General features: G+C 63.1%; 25 protein-coding genes and 1 pseudogene. 18 read left to right on the plus strand and 8 right to left on the minus strand.

The genetic code is table 11. The annotated features are described in order from the left end of the window. The first annotated feature begins 78 nt into the window (after positions 1-78). From AC56LY_RS21550 to AC56LY_RS21570, 5 genes and pseudogenes are all read left to right on the plus strand, one after another. Positions 79-882: a regulatory protein RecX gene (locus AC56LY_RS21550; protein ID WP_499583049.1), complete on the plus strand. Its 804-nt coding sequence runs from the start codon at positions 79-81 to the stop codon at positions 880-882. A gap of 346 nt (positions 883-1,228) precedes the next feature. Further along, positions 1,229-1,663, plus strand: a complete 435-nt coding sequence (locus tag AC56LY_RS21555; RefSeq protein ID WP_499583051.1) for a DUF6678 family protein — start codon at positions 1,229-1,231, stop codon at positions 1,661-1,663. A gap of 65 nt (positions 1,664-1,728) precedes the next feature. After that, on the plus strand, positions 1,729-2,259 hold the full coding sequence (locus tag AC56LY_RS21560) for a hypothetical protein (RefSeq protein WP_499583053.1): 531 nt from the start codon (positions 1,729-1,731) through the stop codon (positions 2,257-2,259). Positions 2,260-2,359: 100 nt separating this feature from the next. Continuing rightward, positions 2,360-2,716 carry a hypothetical protein gene (locus tag AC56LY_RS21565; RefSeq protein ID WP_499583055.1) on the plus strand — a complete coding sequence of 119 codons (357 nt, stop codon included), beginning with the start codon at positions 2,360-2,362 and terminating at the stop codon, positions 2,714-2,716. A gap of 453 nt (positions 2,717-3,169) precedes the next feature. After that, a pseudogene (locus tag AC56LY_RS21570) lies at positions 3,170-3,361 on the plus strand (IS5/IS1182 family transposase); the annotation flags it as partial. A 30-nt stretch (positions 3,362-3,391) separates the two neighbouring features. On the opposite strand, the gene AC56LY_RS21575 reads toward AC56LY_RS21570, so the two are convergent. Both AC56LY_RS21575 and AC56LY_RS21580 read right to left on the minus strand, forming a co-directional pair. Then, complete coding sequence (locus tag AC56LY_RS21575) at positions 3,392-5,260, minus strand: phytase (protein WP_499583057.1); 1,869 nt, start codon at positions 5,258-5,260, stop codon at positions 3,392-3,394. Next, positions 5,260-7,761, minus strand: coding sequence for a TonB-dependent receptor (locus tag AC56LY_RS21580; RefSeq protein ID WP_499583059.1), 2,502 nt, complete (start codon positions 7,759-7,761; stop codon positions 5,260-5,262). Before AC56LY_RS21580 ends, AC56LY_RS21575 begins: the two co-directional genes overlap by 1 nt. Before the next feature lie 290 nt (positions 7,762-8,051). Here AC56LY_RS21580 and AC56LY_RS21585 point away from each other — a divergent pair, with 290 nt between their 5' ends. The 13 genes from AC56LY_RS21585 (at position 8,052) to AC56LY_RS21645 (ending at position 20,473) form a co-directional block, all read left to right on the plus strand. Further along, on the plus strand, positions 8,052-8,921 hold the full coding sequence (locus tag AC56LY_RS21585) for a GGDEF domain-containing protein (RefSeq protein WP_499583061.1): 870 nt from the start codon (positions 8,052-8,054) through the stop codon (positions 8,919-8,921). After that, positions 8,918-9,952, plus strand: coding sequence for an AraC family transcriptional regulator (locus tag AC56LY_RS21590; protein WP_499583063.1), 1,035 nt, complete (start codon positions 8,918-8,920; stop codon positions 9,950-9,952). Before AC56LY_RS21585 ends, AC56LY_RS21590 begins: the two co-directional genes overlap by 4 nt. A gap of 62 nt (positions 9,953-10,014) precedes the next feature. Further along, complete coding sequence (locus AC56LY_RS21595; RefSeq protein WP_499583065.1) at positions 10,015-10,509, plus strand: hypothetical protein; 495 nt, start codon at positions 10,015-10,017, stop codon at positions 10,507-10,509. A 32-nt stretch (positions 10,510-10,541) separates the two neighbouring features. Further along, positions 10,542-11,516, plus strand: a complete 975-nt coding sequence (locus AC56LY_RS21600; protein ID WP_499583067.1) for an alpha/beta hydrolase — start codon at positions 10,542-10,544, stop codon at positions 11,514-11,516. Between the two features lie 50 nt (positions 11,517-11,566). Next, positions 11,567-12,454, plus strand: coding sequence for a LysR family transcriptional regulator (locus AC56LY_RS21605; RefSeq protein ID WP_499583069.1), 888 nt, complete (start codon positions 11,567-11,569; stop codon positions 12,452-12,454). Between the two features lie 271 nt (positions 12,455-12,725). Beyond that, the gene (gene rpsL / locus AC56LY_RS21610; protein WP_005663517.1) at positions 12,726-13,109 is read left to right on the plus strand and encodes a 30S ribosomal protein S12; all 384 of its coding nucleotides are present in this window, start codon (positions 12,726-12,728) and stop codon (positions 13,107-13,109) included. Positions 13,110-13,244: 135 nt separating this feature from the next. After that, on the plus strand, positions 13,245-13,715 hold the full coding sequence (gene rpsG / locus AC56LY_RS21615) for a 30S ribosomal protein S7 (RefSeq protein ID WP_183554302.1): 471 nt from the start codon (positions 13,245-13,247) through the stop codon (positions 13,713-13,715). A 130-nt stretch (positions 13,716-13,845) separates the two neighbouring features. After that, on the plus strand, positions 13,846-15,951 hold the full coding sequence (gene fusA / locus AC56LY_RS21620) for an elongation factor G (protein ID WP_183554299.1): 2,106 nt from the start codon (positions 13,846-13,848) through the stop codon (positions 15,949-15,951). Positions 15,952-16,035: 84 nt separating this feature from the next. Continuing rightward, the gene (gene tuf, locus AC56LY_RS21625) at positions 16,036-17,229 is read left to right on the plus strand and encodes an elongation factor Tu (RefSeq protein WP_183554297.1); all 1,194 of its coding nucleotides are present in this window, start codon (positions 16,036-16,038) and stop codon (positions 17,227-17,229) included. Positions 17,230-17,418: 189 nt separating this feature from the next. Continuing rightward, entirely contained in the window at positions 17,419-17,733 is a 315-nt protein-coding gene (gene rpsJ, locus AC56LY_RS21630) for a 30S ribosomal protein S10 (protein ID WP_183554295.1), read from the plus strand. 213 nt (positions 17,734-17,946) lie between these two features. After that, the gene (locus tag AC56LY_RS21635) at positions 17,947-18,855 is read left to right on the plus strand and encodes a hypothetical protein (RefSeq protein WP_499583072.1); all 909 of its coding nucleotides are present in this window, start codon (positions 17,947-17,949) and stop codon (positions 18,853-18,855) included. After that, on the plus strand, positions 18,849-19,460 hold the full coding sequence (locus AC56LY_RS21640) for a hypothetical protein (protein WP_499583074.1): 612 nt from the start codon (positions 18,849-18,851) through the stop codon (positions 19,458-19,460). The genes AC56LY_RS21635 and AC56LY_RS21640 overlap by 7 nt, the downstream gene beginning before the upstream one ends. A 23-nt stretch (positions 19,461-19,483) precedes the next feature. After that, entirely contained in the window at positions 19,484-20,473 is a 990-nt protein-coding gene (locus tag AC56LY_RS21645; protein ID WP_499583076.1) for a gliding motility protein GldB-related protein, read from the plus strand. Between the two features lie 229 nt (positions 20,474-20,702). Here AC56LY_RS21645 and AC56LY_RS21650 read toward each other — a convergent pair whose 3' ends face one another. Genes AC56LY_RS21650 through AC56LY_RS21675 form a run of 6 tightly spaced genes read right to left on the minus strand, consistent with a single transcriptional unit; the run spans position 20,703 to position 26,974 of the window. After that, on the minus strand, positions 20,703-22,043 hold the full coding sequence (locus AC56LY_RS21650) for a TerD family protein (RefSeq protein WP_499583078.1): 1,341 nt from the start codon (positions 22,041-22,043) through the stop codon (positions 20,703-20,705). Next, positions 22,040-22,957 (minus strand): HpcH/HpaI aldolase/citrate lyase family protein, encoded by a 918-nt coding sequence (locus AC56LY_RS21655; protein WP_499583080.1) that lies wholly within the window; start codon positions 22,955-22,957, stop codon positions 22,040-22,042. Before AC56LY_RS21655 ends, AC56LY_RS21650 begins: the two co-directional genes overlap by 4 nt. Further along, complete coding sequence (locus AC56LY_RS21660) at positions 22,950-24,041, minus strand: cysteine protease StiP family protein (RefSeq protein WP_499583082.1); 1,092 nt, start codon at positions 24,039-24,041, stop codon at positions 22,950-22,952. The genes AC56LY_RS21655 and AC56LY_RS21660 overlap by 8 nt, the downstream gene beginning before the upstream one ends. Further along, entirely contained in the window at positions 24,038-24,802 is a 765-nt protein-coding gene (locus AC56LY_RS21665; protein ID WP_499583084.1) for an HAD family hydrolase, read from the minus strand. The genes AC56LY_RS21660 and AC56LY_RS21665 overlap by 4 nt, the downstream gene beginning before the upstream one ends. Continuing rightward, on the minus strand, positions 24,780-25,958 hold the full coding sequence (locus tag AC56LY_RS21670) for a phosphoribosyltransferase domain-containing protein (RefSeq protein WP_499583086.1): 1,179 nt from the start codon (positions 25,956-25,958) through the stop codon (positions 24,780-24,782). Before AC56LY_RS21670 ends, AC56LY_RS21665 begins: the two co-directional genes overlap by 23 nt. Then, complete coding sequence (locus tag AC56LY_RS21675; protein WP_499583088.1) at positions 25,955-26,974, minus strand: ATP-grasp domain-containing protein; 1,020 nt, start codon at positions 26,972-26,974, stop codon at positions 25,955-25,957. Before AC56LY_RS21675 ends, AC56LY_RS21670 begins: the two co-directional genes overlap by 4 nt. Positions 26,975-26,979: the final 5 nt, after the last annotated feature.

Here is a 26,979-nt window from a genome sequence, read left to right on the forward strand (position 1 = left end):
TGCAGGGAATACAATGGTCCGGCGAGGCGCTTCTTCTGACGCCGACATCGTTAATCATGCCGCGAGCCTGACCTATCCATGTACCTGATCAACTCGAAGACCGGAAAACCTGTAGAGGTCACCGATGAGGACCTTAAAGGGTATGGGAGTGGCGAAAAGCCGAAGCGATCGAGCTTCGGAGCGAGGCCGAAGAGCAAGGATGACCAGACCGTCCGGCCCAGCAAGCTTCCGCAACGGACTCTTGAGACGGAGGAGGCCCCGGCGCAGGATGGTGTGCCCAAAATCACACGCAGCTCCGACTACAAGAAGAAGGTTTCCAAGACCAGTTTCGGGACGAAAAAGCCTGCTCCTGGAGAATATGCAAGGACGTCCGACAAAAAGCCAAAGTATAAGGCGCGCGACCCGGCTCAGCCACAGCAAAAACCGAAGCAACCGGCGCACCAGTATGCCGGATGGCTCCTGTCCAAACGGGAGTATTCAGCAGCCGTACTGCGGCGCAAGCTAGTCCTGCGAGGCTACAGCGAACAGGAGGCAGATGACGCACTGATACTGCTGCAGGGGTTGAATTACCAGTCAGATGAACGGTATGCGGAGATGAAAACCCGGCAGATCGAACCACGGGTCGGCGACGCGCGAGTCGCCCTGACTCTCCGACAGAAGGGTATCGACGAGCAACTTACGAAGGCAACCATCGAGCAAATGGAGCCGGAAGATGAGCGCGTTGTCGTTGTGGTCGAGAAATTTCGAAAGGACATTGCACAGACGGGGATGACACAAGAACTGCGGCAGAAGGTTTATCGCTTCCTGGCTTACCGGGGCTTCAGCAGCCATTCGATAAATATCGCCATGGAGCATCTGAAATCGGGGCCTGAATATGACTAGACGTTGCACTAGTAATGCGATGTAAAGCGATCAGGGCGCAGAAATTATTTCAAGATTTCCATGCGCGATTGTGGGTGACACGGCGTTAGAATCCCGAGGCGGTTTTTCTTGAGCCAATAATTTCCCGTTTGATAGGCTGCCTCGGGGCGACGGGCGCTAACGGGTGCCCGGGAAATGATGTGCTTGGACCGGTTGGCTGCTACTAGCCAGAGCCAAGACAGTCAGCCACCTAGGCCGCACACAAAAATTTTCAAGTGAGCAATTCTGCCCGGTAGACTGAGGATGATGGAACTTACGCTATCGGCCAGAAGCAGACAGTCGCACGCCGAAGAACATAGAGGGTGAAATGGAAGAATTGCCGCATGCAGGCATTGCGCAAGATAATGCGACACGCAAAAAGACCGATGCTGCTGTATCTGCGAGAAATCTGGCACGTGCCTCGAATAACACTCGTTGGGATGAGCTAATTAGCTATTTCCGTAACCAAACCGGATGGCGGCCTTCGTATAGGTCCAAGTCGGTCACAGGCTATATTTCTGGATGGGATGTGGAGTGGTTTTACCATCTGCCGTTTCCATTCGCATCGGTCGAGTGGTTCGATATTGGCTTGTACGAGGGCTTACCGGCGGAAGGACGTCTTCTTAAATCTAGAGTTATCGACCATACGGAAGAGATATCAAACGTCGTCCAAACCATTGGTTTCGAATTTGACGTGCGGGACGATGTACTCAGGATCTGGGGTTACTTGCCCAGGTCGTATGAGGACTTTCCTCCTGCCTAACCGTCCGCTTCGGGCCGGTTGCTGCCTGTCGCAGCTGAGCTGGATTTTCAACTTGGCTACCTGCTATGCTTGACCGACCGACCGGGTTCGGCCAGGACCAGGCATTCAACATCCATACCTACCAGTCGATCATCACTTACATGAGACCAGACTTCCACGACGTAGTAGGACTATGGGAATGCGATGGATCGCTTCGAGACATCTGCGTACAGGATACCGAGGCGGTGCATTGGAATCGCTTTGACCAACTGCTCAGCCAATACGAATGCTCGTACACATTTGACGGAGTGGCGGCTCCATTTCCCGGATCGCACATAGCTCTCGGAAACCGAGAAGGTTCACATCTCCTATCGATTCTGTTGAGCGGGCCGGTGGAAATTTGCTGCCACTTCTTCATTGCTGAGCAATTAGAACTCGACATCTCGCCCAAGGAAATTAATAGCCAATTGGCACATGAGGAAGTGTTGTCATTTGTTGAGAACTTAGCGAAAACTCTGGAACTCTCTGCGGACATCACGCCCGAAAATGCGGAGCAAATGCCGTTTCTGACGTATCTGCCGCAAAGCAAAATGTGGCGCATACACGATGATCCGTAGTAGCTGCCAGCGTCCGGTATGGGGCGGTACCAGCCTGACAGCGACCGGCCGATTTCAGCCAATAGCGGTCGTTGAAGATTGAGACTTCAAAGAGGATTTCATGACTCCCCACAGGACCAATATCATCAATCTCTTGAATTTGATCGCCTCTGAAAGCGACCAGCTTTTGTACCAAAAGCAGACTCCAGTGAACATAGCGAATGAGCTGGTAAATCAGTGGTTTGACGACTTCTACCATCCTACGGACAAACGGTTCAAGAGCGAGTTTTCGGACGAGGAACTAGCATCGCTAGCGGAATTCAATGCCTACTACGATGCTCGGGCGGCCGCCCTTCCCAACTTTTTAGATGAGATGCTAAAGACTAAGACTTGGCGAGAAATAATGGGTTTTTCTGGACGAATACTTGATGAGCATGGCTGGCGAGGTATCGATGCGACTTACGACGACAGTCTCTGACGGCGATCGTCCGCTTCGGGTCGGTTCCGGCCTGTCGCGGCTACCAATGGAATTTCAACTTGACGCCTGAACAACAAGATGCTCGAACAAGACGCCTTGTAAGCGCGGCGCGTGCACTTCTGTCGTTGCAGGTCGGTCTCTATGTGGGAGCGAGACGAATCGAAAATTCATTGATCTGGCTCGGTCCACACTTTCAAACGAAGCATCGAGTCTTTGCAGAGTTTACCGACTCAGTGCCTCGTGATATCCCTGTTGGAACCGCTCGATTGTTGTGGAATCCAGCGGCGATGCTTGAGACGGATGCGAGATTGGCGAGTGTCGAAGCGCGCTTTCGCGCACAGCTTTTGGCTGAATGTGTTGAGATCGTGAGGCATTACGGATGACCGCGTTGGGTCGACAGTTGTCGGTCGAGACAGTGTGTAACTTTGCCAGCTCGGCAAGCTGCAAAGCTGACGCAAACGCGGCATTGCGGCTCGAATCGCGCGCCATGACGTAGCGTCGCGCGAACGGCTCGGCCGATGGCGGCGGGTCGTCGAACGCACCGTAGGTTGGCTACACCGCTTTAGCAGACTGCGCATACGAGATGAGCGACGAGCAGACATCCTCCAGGCGTTCCTTTCACCTGCCTGCTCGCTCATCTGTTAGCGGTATGTCGAACGGTTTTGTCAGGTGCTCTTAGTCGAGCTGCAACGCCCTGGCGATATCGTCCCACGCCACGGCCTTGTAGTTCTGCGCCCCGTCCGGCATGCGCTTGTAACCGTCGTGCACCACCAGCATGCCGCGCGCGAATGGGCCGCCCAGATTGGCCGATGTCACTTCCAGCCCATCGGTCTCGGACGCGCCATCGATGCCGTTGACCGCATCGAGCCCCACCCGGAACGCGCCGCGCACGGCAAACGGCGCCGCCGCATCGAACACGACGTAGCTGTTGTTGCCCTGGCTCGACACCACTAGGTAGCTGCGTTTCGCGCCGTGGTAGATGCCCATGCCCTCAACATCGTCGTGCAGCCATTCGCCCACCGGCATCACCATTTTTAGCGTTGCCGGCTGGTCGGCGCGCGCCGACGTCACCCACAGGCCGCGGTCTTCTTCGCCCACGAACAGCAGGCCGCTGCGGTCGTCTGCGACGCAGCCTTCGGGCTGCGACGCGAGCTTGAACGTGCGCGCAAGCTTCGCGCCAAACTGGCCACTATTGCGCGTGATCTGGTAATGCTCGTAACGGCCGTCCTTGTCGTTGACGAACGCGTCGAGCCCACCTTCGGGCGTGCGCAGCAGGCAGGTGCCGTAGATGTCGCCCAGGCCGGTGGGCAGGCGCGCCGCTTCGCGCAGTTCGCCGTTCGCATCAATCGCAAACAGCACCATCGCCTGCTCGTCGCGCTGGGTGGCCACGGCCAGGTCGAAGCGCTCGGTGCCGAAGCGCACATCCTGGCGCAGGTCGACGTTGTTCAGGCGGCCGGCTGCCAGCAGTTGCGTCTGACGGCCCTGCAGGTCATACACCAGCATGCCCTGCTTTTTGTTGGTGCCCAGGATGCGCGATTTGGCAGGATCGGTCGGATGGACCCAGATCGCCGGATCGTCGGCCGCGTCGCCCAGCTGCGCGACGGGTTCGGTCTGCATGCGCGGCAGCACGATCGGCAGGCGTTTGGGCGGCGCGCTGCCGGCCTTCCAGGCCAGCGCCGGGGCTTGCCAGCCTTGCTTCGTGCGCACGGCCAGCTTGTCGGACGCCGGTGCAAGCGCCACCAGTTGCTGCGCGCCGAGCGGGCGCGCCGGCAGCGCGCGCCAGCGCTTGCCGTCACGTTTCCAGGTTAGCAGGGCACCCTTGTCGTCGATCGCGGCCACGCCGCCCGGCAGGACGGCCAGTGCGGTCAGTTCACCCGTCAAGCGACCGTGCGGCGCCTCCAGCGCCACCGGCGTGCGGGCTGGCGGGCCTTCGGCATCGGCGCCATACGCCCACAGGCCCATGCCTTCCTCGGCCGCGAACAGCGTGCCATGCGCATCGTCGACGCGGCATGTCTCGACGCCGGACGGCAGCGCCAGGCGGCGCACGAGGCGGTGCTCGCTACTGGTGCCACTACCCCCGCTACCGCCGCTACCCAGCAGCCATTGCTGCGCCTGACCATCCTTCGCAACGAGGAACACGTAGTCGAGCTGCTGCGCATCGCGGTACAGGCAGGCCGCCTCGATGCCAAAGCCCGTATCCGGCAGCACGGGCAGCGCGCGCAGTGTGCCGGCCTTGACATCGATCTGCACCGGCAGCGCGCGTTCGGCGTTGGCGTCGATGACGATGGCCAGCGCGCCGCCGTCCAGCGGGCGCAGGTCGAGTCGTTCGCCACGCAGTGGCAGGTTGGCGCGTTCACGGCCATCGGCGCCGACCAGGCGCAGCGCGCGCTTGTCCAAGGCCAGCCAGCCGCCGCCGGGCAGCGCGGCCAGTTCTTCGGCGTCGTTCAGGGTGGCCGGGATCTTGGGTGCGGCGCCCCATGCCGGCGCGGCCAGGGAGCAGGCCAGCAGGACGGCGTGCAGGATCGGAGACACGGTCTTGTTCATCAGAAGATGCTCGCTTTCAGGCCGATCTTGTAGGTGCGGCCGTATTGTTCGTGCTGCGCATTGCGCGACTTGTCGCCCAGGTACACATAGTAATGTTCGTTATTCAGGTTGCTGGCGTCGAACGTGACCTGCCAGCGCTTGTCCAGCTTCCACGACATCGACAGGTCCAGCTGTTTCTGGGTGTCGACGAAGCGGTCCTGCGTCGCGTCCAGCGTATCCTCACCCAGCTCCAGCAGGTACGGCGACTTGTAGTTCATTGCCAGGCGCGCGCTGAACGGGCCGGCTTCGTAGCCGAGCATCACGTTGCCGACGCGGTTCGACTGGCCCGGCATGCGGATCGTGCGCGCGGCACGGCCACCGTCACCATCGGCGCTGTCGATCGTGGCGCGCGAGTTGGTGATGCTGCCGTTGATGCCGACCAGCAGACCATTGAACGGCGCCGGCAGCATGCGCAGCGGCTGCTGCCAGGCCAGCTCGATGCCGCGTACGCGCGCCTTGTCGCCATTCTTGTACGAGATCGCGCTCGCGTAGTCAGCCCATTCTCCGCTGCCGGCGAGGTCCGTGGTGTAGGTGAAGTCGCGGATGGCCTTGGTGAAGACATAGGCCGAAACCACGCCATCGCCGCCGATCACGCGCTCGATGCCCAGGTCCAGGTTGTGCGAGCGCAGCGGCGCCAGATCAGGATTGCCGATCGTCGCTTCGTCGTCGCCATCCAGGCTCACGCCCGGCGCCAGCTGGGCAAAGTTGGCGCGCACGACCGAGTTGCTCCACGCGGCGCGCACGCTGGTGGCCTGGTCGACATCGAAACGCAGGTGCACGCCCGGCAGCCAGTTGGTGTACGAGCGGCTGCTTGATCTCGCCGTGATGACGTCGCCGGCCACTTGCGAGCCGTCGGCCGTAAAGCGCGTGCGCTCGGCCCGTACGCCAGCCAGCAGCGACCAGGCGCCGCGGCGTAGGCTCGTTTGCAGGTAGGCGGCGTCGATGTCTTCCTGCAGCTTGAAGTCGTCCAGCGCCGAATCGACGGCCACGCGGGCCGGGTCGCGCGCCAGACCCGCCAGGCGTGCACGCACCAGCGCCGGATCGATCGCGTAACCGAGATTGGCAAACGGGTAGTTCAGGCGCGTGCCATTCACGAACGCACTCATCGAGGTCGGGCCGGCACCGAAGTAATCGTCATCGGTCGGGTCGTCGCTGCCGTATTCCCAGGCCTCGGTGTCGGTCTTCTTGTCGCGGCGCGTGGTCTTGGCGCCGAACTTGACGGCGCCGTTCCAGTCGCCGGCGTCGAAGTCGCGCTGCAGGTCCAGGCGCAGCTGGCGGGTAGTGTCTTTGGCCGAGGCGCGTTCGAGCGCGAACGAATCGAGTTCGTAGTTGGCAGCGTCGGCCACGCCGGCGGGCGCAATCAGGTGCGGCGTGCGGGGATTGGTAAAGCCGATGCCATCGAAGCTCTCGAGATTGGTGAAGCGTGCATCGGCAATCGCGTCCGGCGTCTTGTCGGTGGCGCTGCTGGCCGCCGCTTCGGCGTGCAGCTTCCAGTGCTGGCCCATGCGGCGATCGAGCGATCCGGTAAGCGAGCGGATCTCTTGTGTGTACTTGCGCTGGCGCAGGCGGCGCTCGACGGTGGCAGTATCTGTTTCACCTTCGAGCACACCGTCTTCATTGCCTTCGAAATCGCCGATCGTCATGCGGTCGCGCGATTCTTCGTCCGAGAAGCGGCTGATGAAGCCGCGCAGCGCGTAGCTCGTCGTCGCATCCGGGCGGTAATCGAGATTGATGGCGCCGGCGCGGCGTTCGCGCGTGGGCAGGTAATCGCGCAGCTCGAAGCCAGCCAGGCGTTTGCCGTTCCAGTCGCCGCCCGTTTCCACGTTGTCCGAACCGAACTTGCGTTTTTCGCCAGAGATGCCGGCGGCCACGCCCAGTTTGCCGTCCATGAAGCGCTGCGCCCACAGCAGGTTGGCGCTCGGGCTGTTCTGGCTCGTGTTGGTGTCGTGGCCAACCGCCGCGCCCACGTTCAGCAATTTGCCCGGCAGGTCGAAGGCCGACAAGGTCTTGACCTCGACACTGCCGCCGAGCGAATTGGCATCCTGGTCCGGCGTGGCCGACTTGGTCACTTCGAGCGAGCGGATCATCCCGGCCGGCAGCACGTCCAGCGCCACTGCGCGGCGCGTCGCTTCCGGCGACGGCACCAGCGCGCCGTTGATGGTCACGCTGTTGTAGTCCGCATCCAGGCCGCGCACCACGACGTAGCGGCCTTCGCCCTGGTCGCGCTGGACCGAGACGCCCGGCATGCGCGCCAGCGCTTCGGCCGCGTTCTTGTCCGGCAGGTGGCCGATGTCGTCGCTGCTGACGACACTGACGATATTGTCAGCCTGCTCCTGGGCGGCGATGGCGCGCGCCAGGCTGGCGCGCTGGCCGGTGACGATCACGCTGGCCGGTTCGGCGGCATGTACGCCAACGGCAGCCAGCAGGCCGGCGGTCAGGGCGGGGAGGGCAAAGTGGCGCATGGGGGAGAATCCAATGGTTGGGATGCGGCGGATTCTGGTGCCTGAATGTGACCTATCGGTGACCACGATCGGTCGCCATCCGGTATCTGGCACAGTGCATGGCGTGCCTGAGCCGAATTGACCCTGCCTGTATTGGCGACACCATGGGATGGGCGCCGCGCCGGGTTGCGCAGTGCCGGTCACGGTGAGCTGTTTTGACCCTGTGCCGTGGCGCCACAGCTTGGTCATCCTGTCATGCCGCGGTCATCTGGCTACGCTATGTTCCGGCGATCTGCCTTGATCACGTCTCCATGTCTCCCCTGATCCGCCACGTTCTGTTGATCGCCGGCCTGCTTGGCGCCGTCGTATTCCTGTTTGCCGGTGCCGGTCCGGCCATCCCGTTCGCAACATGGGACCTGGTGGACATCGCCAGCGAGGGCGGCACGGCCTTACTGGCGGCGCTGTGGTGCGGATTGGTCCTGGCCAGCCGGCCCGACGGCGTGGTCACGCGCCTGCTGGCCGGTGGCCTGGCCTGCATCATGCTGGGGTCTTGGGCCGACTGCCTGGATGAAGTGTTCGATATCGAGAAAGCCGCGCTGTGGGACAACGTGCTGGAGGCGCTGCTGCCGCTGGGGATGCTGGTTCTGACTGCTGGTATGGTGTATTGGCGCCGCGAGCAGGCCACGCTGTCGGACCACATGCGCAAGCGCGAACGGCTGTTTCGCAACCACCGGCCGTTCGACCGCATTACCCAACTGGCCGACGCAGCCTACCTGCGCGCGCAACTGCACATCGAGAGCAAACGGACGGACGGCGTCGGTTCGCTGGTGCTGTTCGATATCGACGCCTTCCACCGTATCAACCGCGAGCACGGCCAGCCCGAGGGCGACCGCGCGCTGCAGGCTGTCGCCCACATGCTGCTGCTGAACCTGCGCAACGACGACCTGCTGTGCCGCTATGCGGGTGACCGTTTTGCCGTGCTGATGCCGGGCCTGGGCGAACCCGAGGCGCGCGCCGCGGCCGACCATCTGTGCCGCATGGTGTCGTCGATGCGCCATCACGCACCCGGCGGCCGGGTGCACATCACACTGCGCCATGGCTGCGCGCCGGCGCGCGGCGCGCCCGATGCGCTCCTTAGCGCGCTGTGTCGGCAGATGGACCGCCAGATGGACACAGTGTGATCGTCTGGCAGGCCGCCACGGCAGTCTCGCCCGCGGCGCGCCGGCACAGCGCGCTGGCGCTGGAATACGGCCGCTCGCGCGATGCGCTTGACGCCGACCTGCTGCGCGGATGCGATCCGGGCGCGGACAGCGCAACGACGCCTGGCCAGTACCTGCAGCAGCTCGCGAACACCCTGCGTCTGCTGGACAGCCCGGACACCAGCTTCATGCTGGGCCAGCAACTGCTGCCGGGGCACGACGGCGCAGCCAGCCACGCGCTGGCGCAGGCGCCCAACCTGCGCACGCTGCTGCAGACGCTGTGCCGCTTCCACGCCGGCCTGACGCCGCTGCTGCGTCCGCGCTTCGAGACCTGGGACGACGTGGCGCTGCTGTACTGGGTCGATGCGTATGGCGCGCCGAGTCTGCGGCCGGCGCTGGTCGAGATGCACATGACGGCCGTGGTGGCGCTGTGCCGCTGGCTTGGCGGCGAGCGCCTGCCGTGGCGCTTCTGCTTCAATCGGGGCGCGCCACGCCACATCGAGCAGCATCATGTTCATCTTGGCGCCGAACTGCGCTTTGGCTGCCAGCTCGACGCGATGCTGCTGCCGTCCGGCTGGCTCGACCGGCCATGGCCGCGTGCCAGCGAAATGGCCGCGCGCCTGGCGCACCAGGCGGCCGAACTGGAACCACGGCAGGCGCCCGGCCTGCTGGCAGCGCTCTACGATTACCTGCTGGCGCACGTGCGCGATGCGCCCACGCTCGAGCGCACGGCGGGCGACTTCGGCGTCAGCCCGGCCACCTTCAAGCGTCAGCTGCTGCGGCACCACACCCATTTCCAGGGTGAGCTCGACGGGGTGCGCACGCACGTGGCGCTCTGGCTGTTTCAGGCCGAGGGAGCCGACAATGACGCGGTGGCGCGCCACCTGGGCTTTCATGACGTGGCCAACTTCCGGCGCTCGTTCAAGCGCTGGACCGGCCTCACCCCGGGGCCGATCCGCGCTGCGCTGGCCGGTGAACTGGGGTGGTTTGCGGGGCGCCTGCAGGGCATCTGAATTCGCTGCGGCGCCGCAAAAATGGTATCGTGCGCGGTTATTGTCGCTGCCGAAGAAGAGGAATGCGCCCGAGTCCCACCTTGCATATCGTTTGTCCCACCCAGAAACGGGGCTTCCCGGCGTTCATGTCGGTGGTCTTCGTCTGGGTCGTGGCCTCGGGCCTTGGCAATGGCTGGCACCACGATCCGTCGCTCGGGTTCATACTGCTGACGGTCGGTGCGCTGGTGATCATGGTCCTGGCAGCGTGGGCGCTGTACCGGAATTTCGTGTTCCAGGATGCGCTGTACATCGCGCGCGAAGGCAGCCTGCCGTCGTCGGTGCCGCTGGCGCTGATGGCGCACGAGATCCGCGCCGTGCGCCTGTTGCCCAAACATGAGGCCTGGACACCGGAAGGTAAATGGGATGCGCTGGGGTTTGGCCAGGGCCGTATCGAGATCGACACCGCCACCCATCGCTACCACTTCGGCATCGGCCTGGAAGAGCACGAAGCCGAAGCCGCGCTGCAGCGCATCGTCGAATTCTGTCGCGAGCAGGGTATTGTCGCCGTTGCGGCCTGAATCGTCCGGGTCAACCTTTCATGAGAGATGCCATGTCCGCTACATTTGCCGTTCGTCTTTGCAGCCTGCTGCTGCTCGCTGGTGGTATCGCAGCCCAGGCGCATGCGGTCGAGACACCGATCACGCTCGATACCCCGACCGGACAGCTGGCCGGCACGCTCGAACTGCCGGCAGGCGCCGACAAGCCGCGCGTGGCTTTGCTGATCGCCGGTTCGGGCCCGACCGACCGTGACGGCAACAGCTCGCTGATCCCGGGCCGCAACGACAGTCTCAAGCTGCTGGCGGCCGGGCTGGCCGAGGCCGGCATCGCGACGGTCCGCTACGACAAGCGCGGCATCGGTGGGAGCCATGCGGCCGGTTCTGCCGAATCGGCGCTGCGCTTCGAGATGTTCGTCGACGATGCGGCGGCCTGGATCGCCCGACTCAAGGCCGATCCGCGCTTCGCATCGGTGGCCGTGATCGGGCATAGCGAAGGCTCGCTGATTGGCATGCTCGCGGCGCGTCAGTCCGATGCGGCGGCGTTCGTGTCGATTGCCGGCATTGCCGACGGTGCCTCGACGCTGCTGCGCAAGCAGCTCGAAGGCAAGCTGCCACCGGAGCTGGAGAAGGAAAGCGAGCGCATTCTGGTGTCGCTGGAAAGCGGCGTGGTCGTCGATCCGGTACCGCCAGCGCTGGCGACGCTGTTCCGGCCGAGTGTGCAGCCGTACCTGATTTCGTGGTTCAAGTATGTGCCGGCGCAGCGCATCGCGGAGCTGACGATGCCGGTGCTGGTCGTCCAGGGCAATACCGATATCCAGGTGGACGTGGTGCAGGCCAACCGGCTGCACGGCGCCTGCCCGGGGGCGAAGCTGGAGATCATTCCGGGCATGAACCACGTGTTCAAGCACGTGCGCGCGGTGCCGGAACTGCAGGTGGCCAGCTACGGCGACCCGAGCTTGCCGGTGTCGCCGCTGCTGGTGAAATCGATCGCCGACTTTTTGCAGCAGGGCGGCGCGACCGCCCCTTGATGGCTTGCCCGGCCACCTCGATACGCCCATCATCCATTCTGCGCCTGCCCATGATCGAACGCATTCACCTGTCCATCATCCGCGAGGTCGATCGCCGCGGTTCGCTGACCGCTGCGGCCGACGTGCTGTGCCTGACCCAGTCGGCGCTGAGCCACGCGGTCAAGAAGCTCGAAGTGGGTCTGGGCACGCCGGTGTGGACACGTGAAGGCCGCTCGCTGCGCCTGACGCAGGCTGGCCATGCGCTGCTGGCGCTGGCCGAGCGGGTGCTGCCGCAGCTCGAACATGCCGAAGGCCAGATGCTGGCTTATGCGCGTGGCGAGCGCGGATCGCTGCGCATCGGGATGGAATGCCATCCGTGCTACCAGTGGTTGCTGAAAGTGGTGGAACCCTACCTGGCGGCGTGGCCCGAGGTCGATGTCGACGTCAGGCAGCGCTTTCAGTTCGGCGGCCTGAAGGCGCTGCTGGGCTACGAGATCGACCTGCTCGTCACGCCCGATCCGCTGTTCAAGCCGGGGCTGCGCTTCGTGCCGGTGTTCGACTTCGAGCAGGTGCTGGTGGTGCACAGCGGCCATCGGCTGGCGGGGCGCGCGCATGCTATGCCGCGCGACCTGTCCGATGAGGTCCTGATCACGTACCCCGTCGATATCGAGCGGCTCGACATCTATAATCAGTTCTTCGTGCCGGCCGGCTGCGCGCCGCGCGAGCGCAAGGCGATCGAGACCACCGACATCATGCTGCAGATGGTGGCCAGCGGCCGCGGCGTGGCGGCGCTGCCGCGCTGGCTGGTGGAGGAGTACGCAGGCCGCATGCCGGTGGCGCCCGTGCGGCTGGGGGAGGCGGGCGTGTTCAAGCAGATTTTCCTGGGCACACGCGAAGTCGATGCCGGCACCACCTACCTGGATGCGTTTGTCGAGATCGCCCGCCACGCCGAGTTGTAGCAGTGATGCCACATCGACCACGGTCTGCGTCAAGACGGCGAACTACTGCCTGCAAAATCAGCAAACTGGTTGACCCATCATCACAATGCGTCTATACTCGCAGGTTCTCGATTTATTCTGCACATCGTATACGCATTCGCAGCCGCTCCATTTGCTGAGTGGCTTTCGTCGCCTGTCTTTGTCATTGTCATCGGGACTAGGTTTCAGTCCCCGGATCAGCACGTTGCAGGTTCGGGTCATTAATGAGTAGTACTTTGTTGGATTAGGAACGATGCCAACCATCAATCAACTGATTCGCAAACCGCGTGAAGCTGCGGTTGTGAAGAGCAAGTCGCCGGCACTGGAAAACTGCCCGCAAAAGCGCGGCGTGTGCACCCGTGTGTACACCACCACGCCTAAGAAGCCAAACTCGGCGCTGCGTAAAGTCGCCAAAGTGCGTCTGACCAACGGTTTCGAAGTCATTTCGTACATCGGCGGTGAAGGCCACAACCTGCAAGAACACAGTGTCGTGCTGCTGCGCGGCGGCCGTGTGAAAGACTTGCCGGGTGTGCGTTACCACATGGTTCGCGGTGCACTGGATACCCAGGGCGTCAAAGACCGTAAGCAAGCTCGCTCGAAGTACGGCGCGAAGCGTGCCAAGGCTGCCAAGAAGTAATTCTATGGTCGTGTCACAGACACGTCACATTAATTAGATAAGTTGAGCCGGCCGTAAGGCCGAGTAAGTGAAGGGTCAAGAGGGCCTTTCGCGAGTGCACAGCGTGCACTCAACTGAAGACATGAAGGAATCGAAATGCCACGTCGTCGTGAAGTACCCAAGCGCGAAATCCTGCCGGATCCAAAATTCGGTAACCAGGATGTCGCCAAATTCGTCAACGTTCTGATGCTGTCCGGCAAAAAGTCGGTTGCAGAAAACATCATCTACGGTGCATTCGAACACATTCAATCCAAGTCGGGCAAAGACCCGCTGGAAGTGTTCACGACCGCGATCAACAACGCCAAGCCGCTGGTGGAAGTCAAGTCCCGCCGTGTCGGTGGCGCCAACTACCAGGTGCCAGTGGAAGTTCGTCCGGTTCGTCGTATGGCGCTGTCCATGCGTTGGTTGCGCGAAGCCGCAAACAAGCGCAGCGAAAAATCCATGCCGCAACGTCTGGGTGGTGAACTGCTGGAAGCGGCTGAAGGCCGCGGCGGCGCGATGAAGCGTCGTGACGAAGTGCACCGTATGGCAGAAGCGAACAAGGCGTTCTCGCACTTCCGCTTCTAAGCAAAAGGGCGAAGGTAGGGGGAATATTTCCTTGTGCTAACGTCCCCGTAGTATCTGTTGTTCAGGCCGGGCTCATTTTGATCATCAAGATGATGCTCGGTTTTGTCCATTCAAAGATTTAGGAAAAATTATGGCACGCAAGACCCCCATCGAGCGCTACCGCAATATCGGTATTTCGGCTCACATCGATGCTGGTAAAACCACCACCACCGAGCGCGTCCTGTTCTACACGGGCGTCAACCACAAAATCGGCGAAGTGCACGATGGCGCAGCGACGATGGACTGGATGGAGCAAGAGCAAGAGCGCGGCATTACCATTACTTCGGCAGCGACGACCTGCTTCTGGAGCGGTATGGCCAACAACTTCGCCCCGCACCACATCAACATCATCGACACCCCGGGCCACGTTGACTTCACCATTGAAGTTGAACGCTCGATGCGCGTGCTCGACGGCGCCTGCATGGTTTACTGCGCAGTCGGCGGCGTGCAGCCACAGTCGGAAACCGTGTGGCGTCAGGCTAACAAGTACAAAGTTCCACGTCTGGCCTTCGTCAACAAGATGGACCGTACCGGCGCGAACTTCTTCAAGGTCTACGAGCAGATGCGCGCTCGCCTGAAGGCAAACCCGATTCCACTGCAGATCCCGATCGGCGCGGAAGAGAACTTCCTGGGCGTGGTCGATCTGGTCAAGATGAAGGCCGTGTACTGGGACGACGCGTCGCAGGGCATGAAGTTCGACTACCGCGACATCCCTGCAGAACTGCAGGACGAAGCCAACGAATGGCGTGAAAAGCTCGTCGAGACCGCTGCTGAAGCGACCGAAGAGCTGATGAACAAGTACCTGGAAGAAGGCGACCTCTCGGAAGAAGAGATCAAGGCCGCTCTGCGCCAGCGTACCATCGCGTCGGAAATCGTCCCGATGATGTGCGGCACCGCGTTCAAGAACAAGGGCGTACAAGCCATGCTCGACGGCGTGATCGAATACCTGCCATCGCCAATCGACATCCCGCCAGTCAAGGGCGTGGACGAAGATGACGAGCCAGTTGTGCGTGAAGCCAAGGACGACGAGAAGTTTTCGGCGCTGGCATTCAAGATCATGACCGACCCGTTCGTTGGTCAGCTGATCTTCTTCCGCGTCTACTCGGGCACGATCAAGTCGGGCGACACCGTCTACAATCCGATCAAGAACAAGAAAGAACGTCTTGGTCGTATTCTGCAGATGCACGCGAACCAGCGCGAAGAAATCAAGGAAGTCCACGCTGGCGACATCGCCGCTGCGGTTGGCCTGAAAGATGCAACCACGGGCGAAACCCTGTGCGATCCATCGTCGATCATCACGCTGGAAAAGATGGTCTTCCCTGAGCCGGTGATTCAGCAGGCAGTCGAGCCAAAAACCAAGGCCGACCAGGAAAAAATGGGCCTGGCACTGAACCGCCTGGCACAAGAAGATCCGTCGTTCCGCGTGCGTACCGATGAAGAATCGGGCCAGACCATCATCGGTGGTATGGGCGAGCTGCACCTGGAAATTATCGTTGACCGCATGAAGCGCGAATTCAACGTGGAAGCAACCGTCGGCAAGCCACAGGTTGCGTACCGCGAAACGATCCGCAAGGCAGTCACCGACGTCGAAGGCAAGTTCGTCAAGCAGTCGGGCGGTCGTGGTCAGTATGGTCACGCAGTCCTGACGATCGAGCCGCAAGAGCCGGGCAAAGGCTTCGAGTTCATCGACGCGATCAAGGGCGGTGTGGTTCCACGCGAATACATCCCTGCAGTCGAAAAAGGTGTGCGCGAAACCCTGACCTCGGGCGTGCTGGCCGGTTACCCAGTGGTTGACGTCAAAGTCACCCTGACCTTCGGTTCGTACCACGACGTCGACTCGAACGAAAACGCGTTCCGCATGGCCGGTTCGATGGCATTCAAGGACGGCTGCCGTAAAGCCAACCCTGTCATCCTCGAGCCGATGATGTCGGTCGAAGTCGAAACGCCGGAAGACTACGCCGGTAACGTGATGGGCGATCTGTCGTCGCGTCGCGGTATGGTGCAGGGTATGGACGAAATTCCAGGCGGCGGCGGCAAGATCATCAAAGCCGAAGTGCCACTGTCGGAAATGTTTGGTTACTCGACCTCGCTGCGTTCGGCGACCCAGGGCCGTGCGACCTACACGATGGAATTCAAGCACTATTCGGAAGCGCCTAAGCACGTGATTGACGCTATCGTCACTGCCAAGTCGAAGTAATCAGCAATACAAGCAATTCAAGGGAGACGGGACGTCCTGTCTCCCTTTAAACAGAACATATCGTTTCTTTAAAGGAATCTGGAAATGGCAAAAGGTAAATTCGAACGGACCAAGCCGCACGTCAACGTCGGCACCATCGGTCACGTTGACCACGGCAAAACCACCCTGACGGCTGCTATCGCAACTGTCCTGTCGAAGAAATTCGGCGGTGAAGCCAAGGCCTACGATCAGATCGATGCGGCACCGGAAGAAAAAGCACGCGGCATCACCATCAACACCGCGCACGTTGAGTACGAGACCGAAAACCGTCACTACGCTCACGTTGACTGCCCAGGCCACGCCGACTACATCAAGAACATGATTACCGGTGCTGCGCAGATGGACGGCGCTATCCTGGTGTGCTCGGCCGCTGACGGCCCAATGCCACAGACCCGCGAGCACATCCTGCTGGCGCGTCAGGTTGGCGTTCCGTACATCATCGTGTTCCTGAACAAGTGCGACCTGGTCGACGACGCAGAACTGCTGGAACTGGTCGAAATGGAAGTTCGCGAGCTTCTGTCGAAGTACGAGTTCCCAGGCGACGACGTCCCAATCATCAAGGGTTCGGCACGTATGGCCCTCGAAGGCAAGCCGGGCGAAATGGGTGAAGAGTGCATCACCCGTCTGGCCGAAGCACTGGACACCTATATCCCAACGCCAGAGCGCGCTGTTGATGGCGCGTTCCTGATGCCAGTGGAAGACGTGTTCTCGATCTCGGGTCGCGGTACCGTTGTGACCGGTCGTGTCGAGCGCGGCGTCGTCAAAGTCGGCGAAGAAATCGAAATCGTCGGCATCATCGACACCGTCAAGACCACTTGCACCGGCGTGGAAATGTTCCGCAAGCTGCTGGACCAGGGTCAAGCTGGCGACAACGTCGGCCTGCTGCTGCGCGGTACCAAGCGTGAAGATGTCCAGCGTGGTCAGGTCCTGGCAAAGCCAGGTTCGATCAAGCCGCACAACCACTTCACCGGCGAGATCTACGTTCTGTCGAAAGATGAAGGCGGCCGTCACACCCCGTTCTTCAACAACTATCGTCCACAGTTCTACTTCCGTACGACTGACGTGACCGGTTCGATCGAGCTGCCAGCAGACAAAGAAATGGTCATGCCAGGCGACAACGTGTCGATCACCGTCAAGCTGATCAACCCGATCGCGATGGAAGAAGGTCTGCGCTTCGCAATCCGCGAAGGCGGCCGTACCGTCGGCGCCGGCGTTGTTGCAAAAATCCTGCCTAACTAATCAGGGCAAGATGGTGGATCGGCTCTCTTTCGGGAGAGTCTGATTGACACAACGATGGGGACAGACTTTTCGGTCTGTCCCCATCTGTTTGGGTGGGAACGATGTTATACTCCCGCCTCTTGTGCAGTAACGAAGTATCTCGACCACATTGCCGGCACCAAGCCGGAACGTTCTTTTAAAGGAAATCGCATGTCCGCTAACCAGAAAATCCGTATTCGCCTGAAAGCATTCGACTACAAGCTGATCGACCAGTCGGCCCTGGAAATCGTCGAGACCGCGAAGCGCACCGGCGCCGTCGTCAAAGGCCCAGTCCCACTGCCAACCCGTATCCAGCGTTTCGACGTGCTGCGTTCGCCACACGTGAACAAGACCTCGCGCGACCAGTTCGAAATCCGTACGCACCAGCGTCTGATGGACATCGTGGACCCAACCGACAAGACCGTTGACGCACTGATGAAGCTCGACCTGCCAGCTGGCGTCGATGTCGAAATCAAACTGCAGTAATCGCATTTAAGTATTGGCGGCATTGGCCGCCGATGCTGCAAGAAGCCAGGTTGACCGTATTGCGGGCAACCTGGCTTTTGTCATTTGTGGACCCAGCTATCATCATGCCGGGTGCATGATCTGCGCCGTGGCAGCCATCAGGCATTGTCGGCCCCGGCAGGGCGTGATGTAATCGACTGGTTTACTTGGTTCGATTGCCCGCCCATGCGCCAGATGCATATAGTTTCCCTCTTGCGCGCCACGACCTGGCGCGAACTCGCCGGCGTGGCGATCGCTGCGCTGTTGCTTACTTCCATCATCAAAGCGCTTGCTCCAGACTCGGCCAAGCCACTACTGAGCCATGCCGCCCTGGCGCTGCCCTTGCTGCTTCTGATGGCAAAGGACATCGCGCACGCGCCCCAGGCGTGGCAACGGCTGCGTAGCGCCCATGCGGCGCGGGCGCCTTGGCATGCGCACTTTACGGCGCTGCTGCCGCCCGAACTGCCGGGACTGTTCAAGCTCGATCGCCTGCTGTGGCTCGGTTGCCTACGCCGCGTGCAGGGCCAGCCGCTACCGGTCACGCTGCCTGAGGGCGTCGCACTGACTTATCTCGAACGCGGCGCCTATAACACGGCGCGCGCCGTGGTCTTCGTCGCGCTGCTGCTCGAGCTGCCCACGCACGCACTGCTGCTGCACCTGTTCATCAAGGATCCCGACGCACTAATGGTGATCCACGTGCTGGGCGCTATCGCCGTGCCGTACACGCTGGCCTGGGTGCTGGGGGACCGCTGGCACATCGGGGCTGGGCACCATGTGATGACGCCAGAGGCCCTTCACCTGCGCGTGGGCGCGCGGGTACAGGGAACGCTGCCCTTGGGAGCGATCGCACGCGTCGAACCGGTCGAACTGCTGCTGCCGACGTGGCGTCATCGGCACGGTGTGGCGCGCAGGGATACGCTGGTGGTGACGCCATTCGACAAGCCGAACTGCGTTCTCGTGCTGCAGCAGAATGCGCAAGTTGACATCCTGCTGCATCAAGTGACGACGCGGCTCCCGCAGTACGTGTTCTTGTATCTCGACCGTCCGGCATTGCTGGCGGCGCACGTCGACCGGATGCGTCCGACTGTCAGCATGCCATGCTGATGCAGGAGCAGGGCGCAACGAGCCGCGCCGGATCCGTCGCGTTCATCGTGCTGGCGCACGTGCTGTTCGTGCTCGCCTTGCTGCACTACGCCAGTCCCCGGCCCGACAATGCCAGCACGCCGGTCGATTACATCACATTTGCCTTCATCGTCGCGCCGGTGAAGCCGACGCCAGTGCTGCAGGCGCGCAGCGCGCCGCCACCAGTTGCGGCCCAGGCCGTGCGGCCACGCCGCATCGCCACGCCGCGCGCAATGTCGGCATCGTCCGAGCCGATGACGATCATTGCGCTGCCGGAGGAAACCTCGGCGGCCACGCCGGCAGAGAATACGACGGCGCCGGCATCGGCGCCAACCGGAAAACTGGACATGGAATCGCTGCGCGGCCTGGCCCGGCAGGTAGAAAAAGAGCGCGTGCCAACGGCACTGGAACGCGTGCGCACCGCGGAGCAACTGCGTGGAGCCGATGACAATAACCTGTCGCGCGCGATAAAGAAGGCAAAGAACCCGGACTGTCAGAAAAAGTACTCTGGCGGCGACAAGCTCAACCTGATCCTTCTGGTCCCGCTGGCCATCGACACGATCACGGGTACCGGCTGCAAGTGGTAGCCATCACACAAGGAAGAGACGCGATGAGATTCCGGAAGCTGCTGTTGCCGTTGTTGATGTGCTGGACCAGCGCCGGACATGCCGTCGCGATCGACCCGCTGACGGTCGACATCGATGCGACCGACGCGCTGCGCTTTGCGCAACTCATGAAGAACGGCGCAATACCCAACGCAGCCGACCTGCAACATGGTTATCTCGACGGGGCCGGACTGGGTGTAAAGATCTTCACGCCGATGCGGATCGTCGACGCCAGGCGCCTGGCGCGCGTGGTCGCCGCCCAACCCGATCTGTATCGGCAGGCGATCCGGGATTGCCTGCCGCAGCTGCCTGCCTTGCGCAGCGATCTGCGGGCAATCTACCTGGCCTTTGCCGGTTTGCTGCCGCAACGCCCGCTGCCGCCCATCATGGTGGTCTTCGGCGCCGGGAATTCAGGCGGTACCGCCAGCGCCGAAGCGCAGGTCATCGGCCTGGAGGTGACGTGTTCACTAGGCGCCACGCCCCAGCAGTTCCGCACGACCATGCGTGGGTTCTTTGCGCACGAAACGGTTCACACCTGGCAGCGCGATGCAACACCGCAAGCGCAGGCCGATCCCCTGCTGACCCAGTCCCTGCTCGAAGGCGTTGCCGACTACCTTGCCAGCGTGGTCACGGGTGAGGTGCCAAGCCCGGATCGTGATCAATGGGCGCGTGGACGCGAAGCATGGCTGTGGCGCGAATTTCAGCGTGACCGCCAGACGATGCTGACCAACCCCGACAGCCCGCGCTTCAAGCGCTGGTTCGCCAATTACGGCGCCGCCCCGGAAGGCTGGCCCAGCGAGGCCGGCTACTGGATCGGCATGCGCATCGCCGAAGCCTACGTCGCCCGCTCGCCCGATAAGCGCGCCGCCATGGACGCCTTGATCGAACTGCGCGACCCAGCAGCAATCCTCGACACCAGCGGCTACGACCGCGACTTCAACCCAGCACATACCACAGCCGGGGTCAGGTCTGACATTCGGACACGAGCTCAGTAGTACAGCCGGGGTCAGGTCTGACATTCGGACACGAGCTCTGCGTTGCATTATCAGTCGTTCACGACGGAATTAAACGCGTACTCGCTGGCGGTGTTGACCAACCGACTCCTACAAAATTAATTAAAGCTGAGGCCGCGTCCAAAAGTCAGACCTGACCCCAGCTTTGCTCCTGCAAAATTAACTAAAGCTGAGGTCGTGTCCGAATGTCAGACCTGACCCCGGCTTTTTGTTATTTGCTGCCGGTTTTCCAGCGCATGCCGAAGCCGAAATGGCGGTCCATCAGTTCGTGGGCGCTGGTGGTGCCTTGCTGTTGGAAGTATTCGGCCAGTTTGGTGATCACGAGCTGGCCGCCGCGGTTTTCGATCAGCGCGATTGCGCACATGATCTGGCGGTCGCCGCCATCGAGCTTGACTTCCACCGGCGCCTGGCCTGGTGCGGTGATCGTCACCACGCCGTTGGTCACGCTCCAGTTGGGGGCGCCTTCGTAGATGAACGAGAAGATCACGGCGCGCTTGATCTGGTCGAAGCGCTCGCCGTTGATGAACAGGTTTTCGCCATTTGCTGCGGCGCCCGTGCGGTCGTCGGCGTCGAGCTTGATGAACGGATCGCGCTCGTAGTCGCCGAACGTGTTGCCCAGTGCTTGCACCAGACCGCGGCGGCCGTCAGTCAGCTCATACATGCAGCCGAGGTCGAGGTCGATGCCGGTGCGGCCCTTGCGTGACGCTTGCGCCTTGTTGGCCATCTCACCGGCCTTGTGCGCGAGGTCGCCGGCCATGCTGGTCAGGCGGTCGAGGAAGCCGCCGCCTCTGGCTGCTGCGGCCGGTGCCGGCGTCGATGGCGCCGGCGGCGGCGCGATCGCGGCCTGGTTCCAGTTCAGGTTGACGTGGATGCGGCCATAGCCGCCGCCCGCGCGCTTGTCGAGCGAGACCTTGTCGCCGCGCTTGTCGAGCGTGATTTTTGATAGCGAAACGCGTGGCGCGGCTGGCGTCGCGACGGGAGCAGGTGCCGGCGTGGACATCGGCGTCGGCGCTGGCGTTGCCGGCTTCGATGACGATCCCGCCTCGGCACCGCCAAAGTGCGCGAGCAGCGTCGACAAGCCGCCGGCAAAACCCTGGCCGACCGCGCCGAAGCGCCACTGGCCGTCGCGGCGATACAGTTCGGCCACGATCACGGCTTTCTCGTCGCCGAAGTCGGCGCCCGACCACGGGAAGCGCAGCGCGCTGCCCAGCGTGAGCGAACTCGCGCCCAGCGTGCGCATGCTGGCCGCGCCGTCGATCGCGGCGACGAATACCAGCTTGGCGATCGACGCCGGCAGCTGGTCGAGGTTCACGGCAAAACTGGCGCGGCCCGGCGACTGGTTCAGGCGCACCGCGCCCTCCGGGCTGGCCAGCTGGTTGTAGAAGACCATGTAGCGGTCGTCGGACAGCTTGTCGTTGGCGTCCAGGCCGAAGCAGGAGACATCGACCGAGGCGCCGTTGGCAGCAATCTCGACGTCGACATTGAAGACGTGGCCGCTGCCCAGATCGGCGAGTTTGCCTTTCTGGCCGCGCGAATAGGTGGTCATGTTCATGAGGGTTCCCCTTCCAGGAATGGTTTGTGATCCAGTTCGGCGCCGTGGAAACCGAACAGGCGCGATTGCTCGACCGTGCGTTCGGCCCAGGCGCGATGGGTGGCGACTTCGCACATGGCGTCGTTCATGCGAAACACGGCCGGTGCCGACTGGTCGAGAATCGCGCGCGCCACCGCCAGGTCTTGCGGCGACACCTTGAAGTGCTGCTCGATCGGTGCGATCTGGGTCGGATGGATGGCGGTCTTGCCGATCATGCCGTGCGCCAGGTCTTCGATGACTTCCTGGTCCAGCAGTTCGGGCAGATCCAGGTACTCGAACACGGGCGCGGTCAGCATGAAACCGTAGGGCCGGAACGTGGTAACCAGGCGCGAGATGACGGGGCCCAGCGGCGTGCGGTACAGCGTCATGCCGCGCGGTCGGCGCAGGCCCAGCAGCGCCAGCAGATCGTTGCCGCCAATGCGCAGCGCCAGGATGCGATGGCGTACGCCGGGCGCTTCGAGCACGGCGCGCAGTCCCTGCATCTCGTGGTCGTCAAAGGCTTCGGCCGTTTCCAGCGTCGGCATCAACACATGCTCGGTGTGGCGCAGCAGCCGGTAGTAGTTGTCGAAGTTGTGGCGCGTAATCTTGGGCAGCACGAAACCGGTGAGCTTGTCGGCGCCCGGCATCGCCAGCACGCGCTCGAGGACTTCGGTATTGCGCACCCGGACGAAGCGGTCGGCCGCCACATCCACGCGCATATTGGCCAGCACCACCGACAGGTTGAACAGCGAATAGCTCAGCTCCCGGTCGGCGATGGCGTCCTCCGTGCAGAAGATCAGCGACCGCGCCTGCGGAATCAGGTCGCCATTGGCGATCTCCGCCAGGTCCTTGTGATTGGCCGGCACGTACAACGACGCGCCCAGTGATTTAGCCATCGGATGCACTCCTGATCAGGGATACTGCGTGGTAGGGCAGGCTCGGGTCGATGTCGACCGGGACCTGTTTTTCTTCGGCCAGGGCGGCCAGGTGCGCCACATCCGGCGCATCCGCATTGCGCAGTACCAGCAGCCGCGGCACGCGCCGCAGCAGAACGCGCGTGGCTTCGCCGATGCCCGGCTTGACGAGGTTGATGTCGGCCACGCCATAGCGCCTCATCGCGGCGCCGAGATAGGCTTGCGAGCGTGCGCGCGCCGCGTGTGCATCCACTGGCGGCGTCTCGGCGACATCCGCCGCCAGCGCCAGCGCGGTCAGGTCATCGGCGAACCCTTGCGAGCGGTCGATGCCGGCAAAGTCCGCATAGAACACACAGCCGTGAAATTCGTCTTCACTCAGATCGTCGGGCATGACGGTGCGGCTCACCAGGCCCGATACCGTGGCGTTCAGGATGCTCGACGGGATCAGGTAATCGTCGCACGAGGCGGCGCAGGCGGCAGCGCCGGCCAGATCCGACAGCACGTACAGGCCCGTGTCGATCGCCACGCCGTGGCGCGCATTGAACGCGTCGACCGAGCCGGCCAGTTCGCGCGCGATGACGCCCTTGCCGGTCCAGCCGTCGACGAACACGATCGACTCAGGCGCGTTGCCCTGGGCCAGGATGTGGCGCAGCGCGGCCGCGTCGATGCCGCGGTCGCGCACGATCGACACGCAGTAATGCACGGCGTCGCGCCCGAACCGCTCGCGCAGCAGGCGCGCCACGACCACGCCCACCGGCGTGCCGGCACGCGCCAGCGAGACGATCGTGATCTGCTGCGCGCGGCGCCCAGCGATCAGGCCCGCCAGACGCAGGCAGTCCTGCGCCATGCGCGGGTTGTTGGCGGCGCAGGCGGCGTCGAACAGGCGCATATAGCGCTCGGACGGTGCCGATTCCGGCGACAGCATCTGGCTGTAGTGACGCTGGCCGCTCTGGATCAGTGCTTCCTTCTCGGCGACGTCGGTGAAGTCCTGCTGCGGCAGGCGGCGCAGCAAAAAGTTGACGTCACCGCCGCGGTAGCTGCCCGGGAACGGGGCATGCGCGATCACAGCGCCCCCACGGTGGCGCCGGCCAGCTGCGTGCCGCGCGGGATGATCGCGTAGTCGCAGGCGGCCATGAAGCGTGCATCCGAGCGGCTGTCGCCCATGCCGAACGTGACGATTTCGCCGTGTTCGGCCTTCAGGCGCGCCGTGATGTGCGCGACCGCATGGGCCTTGTCCAGCGCCTTGGGCAGGATCGCCAGGTTGTTGCCGTTGCGATGGACAACGTAGTCGCGGTTGCCGTCCGCGATCCACGGCCGCACCACGTGTTCTTCGAGCGGCGCGAGGCGCTCGCTCAGCTTGTCCGGGTCTTTCACGACCAGGAAGAACGGCGTGCCGATATCTTCGATCATGCGCGCGCGGCCGGCGTAACCGGTGCGTTCGCCATGGGCGTCGATGTGGGCGGCCAGCTCCAGCAGGCCGGGCAGGGCGGTGTGCATCGCCGTGCGCACACCCTCGAGAAAGGGCCGGTCGACCGCGCCGCCCGGTTCGAGCACGACGCCGCCGTAGTTGATGACGGCGTAGCTGGCGAACGGCAAGTGCACGCGGCGCAGGCCATCGAGGTCGCGCGCCGTGGTCGGGATCATCGTCATCCCGTCCTGCAGCAGCGCGAGAAACGAGCGCTGGGCCGGGGTGGTGTATGAACAGATGCTGCCATCCTTGTAGTACGCAGCAGGCTGCAGCGCATCGGGGGCATCCCGGTGCGTGCCGCACTTGCCAAAGGTCTGGAACAGCGTGTCGTCCAGGTCAGCGAACAGGAACTTCTTCAACGTGGTCCTCGGACTGAAAGTGGAGCAGGCGCGCGCGCAGGGTATCGGCCAGCGCGAACAGCGCGGGGCCGGGGGTGGTTTCAAAGCACAGCAGGACATGGTCGTACTGGCCGGGTGCGACGTTGTACAGGTAGTTGGCAATGCCTTCGCCGTAGTTGTCGGGGAAGCGCAAGGCGTGGCCCACCGCGCCCCAGGTCAGGATCGGCGAGCGGGTCGTCGACTGCACCACCACGTCGACGCCGCGCGCTTGCAGGGCCGCGCCTAGCAGTGTGGAGGCGTGCATGAATTCACCGGTTCCCAGCACCAGCACGCGGCTGCCGGGCGCGAACTCGCCGGCCAGGCGCGCGGCCAGGGCGGTCGGCGCTTGCACGGCGTGGTCGATGCCGAGACGGCCGAACGCGCTGCTGGCGCCGCGGTCGGCGTCGTGCTCGAAGCGCTGGGCCGCGCCCTGGTCCGGCGGCAGCGGGCCTTGCGCGAACGTGAACTGGCCGTCGACCAGCGCGCCGATGGTGGCCGGCAGGCCGAAGCGCGCATCGAGTTCGCCGGGGGCGGCCGGGCCCATGAAATTGGTGATCGTGGCCAGGTGCACGCGCTCGATGCCGGGGTTCAGGCGCTGGCAGGCGGCGGCCAGGTTGACGAAGGTATTGCCGGTGCTGGCTTCATCGTCGACCATCACGACCGTACGCGCCGCCATGAACAGCGCGTGCAGCGCCGGATCGGTGGGCTCGTGCAGGAACTGGCGCGGCGCGTGGCTGTGCGCCTCGGCGAATTCGATCAGCGGCCCGGCGCCCACGCGGTAGCGCGTGGTGTACAAAAACAGCGCCTGCTGCGCCGGATGCGCGCGCAGCCAGGCTTCGAACACGCCCTGGCCCAGGCCAATCGCGGTTTCAGCCATCGCGATGAAGAGCACCAGGCCATCGACCGGCGGCACCGTGGCCGCGAGGCGCTCGTGCACGGCCAGCATCGTGCGGGGCGACGCCGGCCAGTGCTTACCGAGCACCTTGCTTAGGAAGAGAAAGCCACGCTTGGCGTTGGCGCGTGCGGCAAAGCCGAGCAGCTCGTCGACCTCGGCCGCGCCGCTGTCGATGCGCAGTTCGAGCGTGCCGGTGGGCAGTTCGATGCGCTGCAGGGTGGAGGAAGGCGCAGCCATGGTCATGCCAGTTCCGTGGCGACGCTGACTTCGGCCACGCGCATGCCGTTGGCTACCGGTGGCACGGTGACGCTGTCGAAACCGTCGGCAAAGCAGCGCAGCGCGATGTACGGCAGGTTGGGGCCGGCCAGGCACGCCATGGCGATCCCGCCCGACATGCGCGGGTTGATCTCCAGCAGGCGCGGACGGCCGCCGCCTTCGCGGAACTGGGCGTTGAACACGCCGTTCAGGCGGTAGTCGGCGCACAGGCGCGTGGTGGCGTCCAGAATGTCCTGGCGCATGTCGATCAGCTGGCCGCTGCCCGCCTGCGGCAGTTTGCGGCGCACGACGGCGGCCACCAGACGACCATTGTCGCCAACGCAGTCGACGCTGTATTCGGGACCTTCGAGGAACTCCATCAGGAGCATGGTGCGAAATTCGCCCATCTCAGCCAGGCCGCGGCGCAGGTCGTCGTAGCCGACGTGGTACTCGGCGCCGGCCAGCAGCAGCGCGGCGCTGCTGCGCGCTTCGTCGACGATGGCAAAGCCCAGGCCATAGATCGAATGCGACGGCTTGACGCACAGCTTGGCGTGGCGTGGGCGCAGTTCGGCCCAGGCGGCGTCGAATTGGGCGATGTTTTCAAAAACACGGAATTCCGCGACCGGCGCGTCGGGCAGCACGGTCTCGGCGTAGAAGTCGGCCTTGTCGTGGATGCGTTTGAGTTCGGCCGGCGGCGCGGCTGACAGCACGCGCGTGCCGATCTCGGCAAAGCGCCCCAGCTCGGACGCCAGCAGCGTGGCTTCACGGCCGGGCACGAAGATGTCGATCTTGTGCTCGCGGCAGAAGGCCAGGCACCAGTCGATATACGCTTCGCCTTTCAGGCCGACGGGCTCGATATGGAACTCGTGGGCCAGGCGCGCAGCAGGCGCATGGCGGTTGGCGTTGCTGTGAACGATGGTGAAACGGCCGTCGGTATCGGCCTCGCGAATCAGCTTGATCGCAGCATTGACGGACGAAAAAGTCCTGTTGTACCAAACGCGCATGCGCT

The organism is Telluria sp. ZT3P25, from assembly GCF_059685895.1.

What these genes read in the sequence shown, in the direction of transcription:
- AC56LY_RS21595 (WP_499583065.1), top strand. Translation starts at nt 10,015, where the DNA reads ATGCGCCCGAGTCCCACCTTGCATATCGTTTGTCCCACCCAGAAACGG.
- fusA (WP_183554299.1), top strand. Translation starts at nt 13,846, where the DNA reads ATGGCACGCAAGACCCCCATCGAGCGCTACCGCAATATCGGTATTTCG.
- rpsJ (WP_183554295.1), top strand. Translation starts at nt 17,419, where the DNA reads ATGTCCGCTAACCAGAAAATCCGTATTCGCCTGAAAGCATTCGACTAC.
- AC56LY_RS21580 (WP_499583059.1), bottom strand. Translation starts at nt 7,761, where the DNA reads ATGCGCCACTTTGCCCTCCCCGCCCTGACCGCCGGCCTGCTGGCTGCC.
- AC56LY_RS21635 (WP_499583072.1), top strand. Translation starts at nt 17,947, where the DNA reads ATGCATATAGTTTCCCTCTTGCGCGCCACGACCTGGCGCGAACTCGCC.
- rpsL (WP_005663517.1), top strand. Translation starts at nt 12,726, where the DNA reads ATGCCAACCATCAATCAACTGATTCGCAAACCGCGTGAAGCTGCGGTT.
- tuf (WP_183554297.1), top strand. Translation starts at nt 16,036, where the DNA reads ATGGCAAAAGGTAAATTCGAACGGACCAAGCCGCACGTCAACGTCGGC.
- AC56LY_RS21675 (WP_499583088.1), bottom strand. Translation starts at nt 26,974, where the DNA reads ATGCGCGTTTGGTACAACAGGACTTTTTCGTCCGTCAATGCTGCGATC.
- AC56LY_RS21640 (WP_499583074.1), top strand. Translation starts at nt 18,849, where the DNA reads ATGCTGATGCAGGAGCAGGGCGCAACGAGCCGCGCCGGATCCGTCGCG.
- AC56LY_RS21550 (WP_499583049.1), top strand. Translation starts at nt 79, where the DNA reads ATGTACCTGATCAACTCGAAGACCGGAAAACCTGTAGAGGTCACCGAT.
- AC56LY_RS21585 (WP_499583061.1), top strand. Translation starts at nt 8,052, where the DNA reads ATGTCTCCCCTGATCCGCCACGTTCTGTTGATCGCCGGCCTGCTTGGC.
- AC56LY_RS21555 (WP_499583051.1), top strand. Translation starts at nt 1,229, where the DNA reads ATGGAAGAATTGCCGCATGCAGGCATTGCGCAAGATAATGCGACACGC.
- AC56LY_RS21650 (WP_499583078.1), bottom strand. Translation starts at nt 22,043, where the DNA reads ATGAACATGACCACCTATTCGCGCGGCCAGAAAGGCAAACTCGCCGAT.
- rpsG (WP_183554302.1), top strand. Translation starts at nt 13,245, where the DNA reads ATGCCACGTCGTCGTGAAGTACCCAAGCGCGAAATCCTGCCGGATCCA.
- AC56LY_RS21600 (WP_499583067.1), top strand. Translation starts at nt 10,542, where the DNA reads ATGTCCGCTACATTTGCCGTTCGTCTTTGCAGCCTGCTGCTGCTCGCT.
- AC56LY_RS21655 (WP_499583080.1), bottom strand. Translation starts at nt 22,957, where the DNA reads ATGGCTAAATCACTGGGCGCGTCGTTGTACGTGCCGGCCAATCACAAG.
- AC56LY_RS21645 (WP_499583076.1), top strand. Translation starts at nt 19,484, where the DNA reads ATGAGATTCCGGAAGCTGCTGTTGCCGTTGTTGATGTGCTGGACCAGC.
- AC56LY_RS21565 (WP_499583055.1), top strand. Translation starts at nt 2,360, where the DNA reads ATGACTCCCCACAGGACCAATATCATCAATCTCTTGAATTTGATCGCC.
- AC56LY_RS21560 (WP_499583053.1), top strand. Translation starts at nt 1,729, where the DNA reads ATGCTTGACCGACCGACCGGGTTCGGCCAGGACCAGGCATTCAACATC.
- AC56LY_RS21605 (WP_499583069.1), top strand. Translation starts at nt 11,567, where the DNA reads ATGATCGAACGCATTCACCTGTCCATCATCCGCGAGGTCGATCGCCGC.
- AC56LY_RS21575 (WP_499583057.1), bottom strand. Translation starts at nt 5,260, where the DNA reads ATGAACAAGACCGTGTCTCCGATCCTGCACGCCGTCCTGCTGGCCTGC.
- AC56LY_RS21670 (WP_499583086.1), bottom strand. Translation starts at nt 25,958, where the DNA reads ATGACCATGGCTGCGCCTTCCTCCACCCTGCAGCGCATCGAACTGCCC.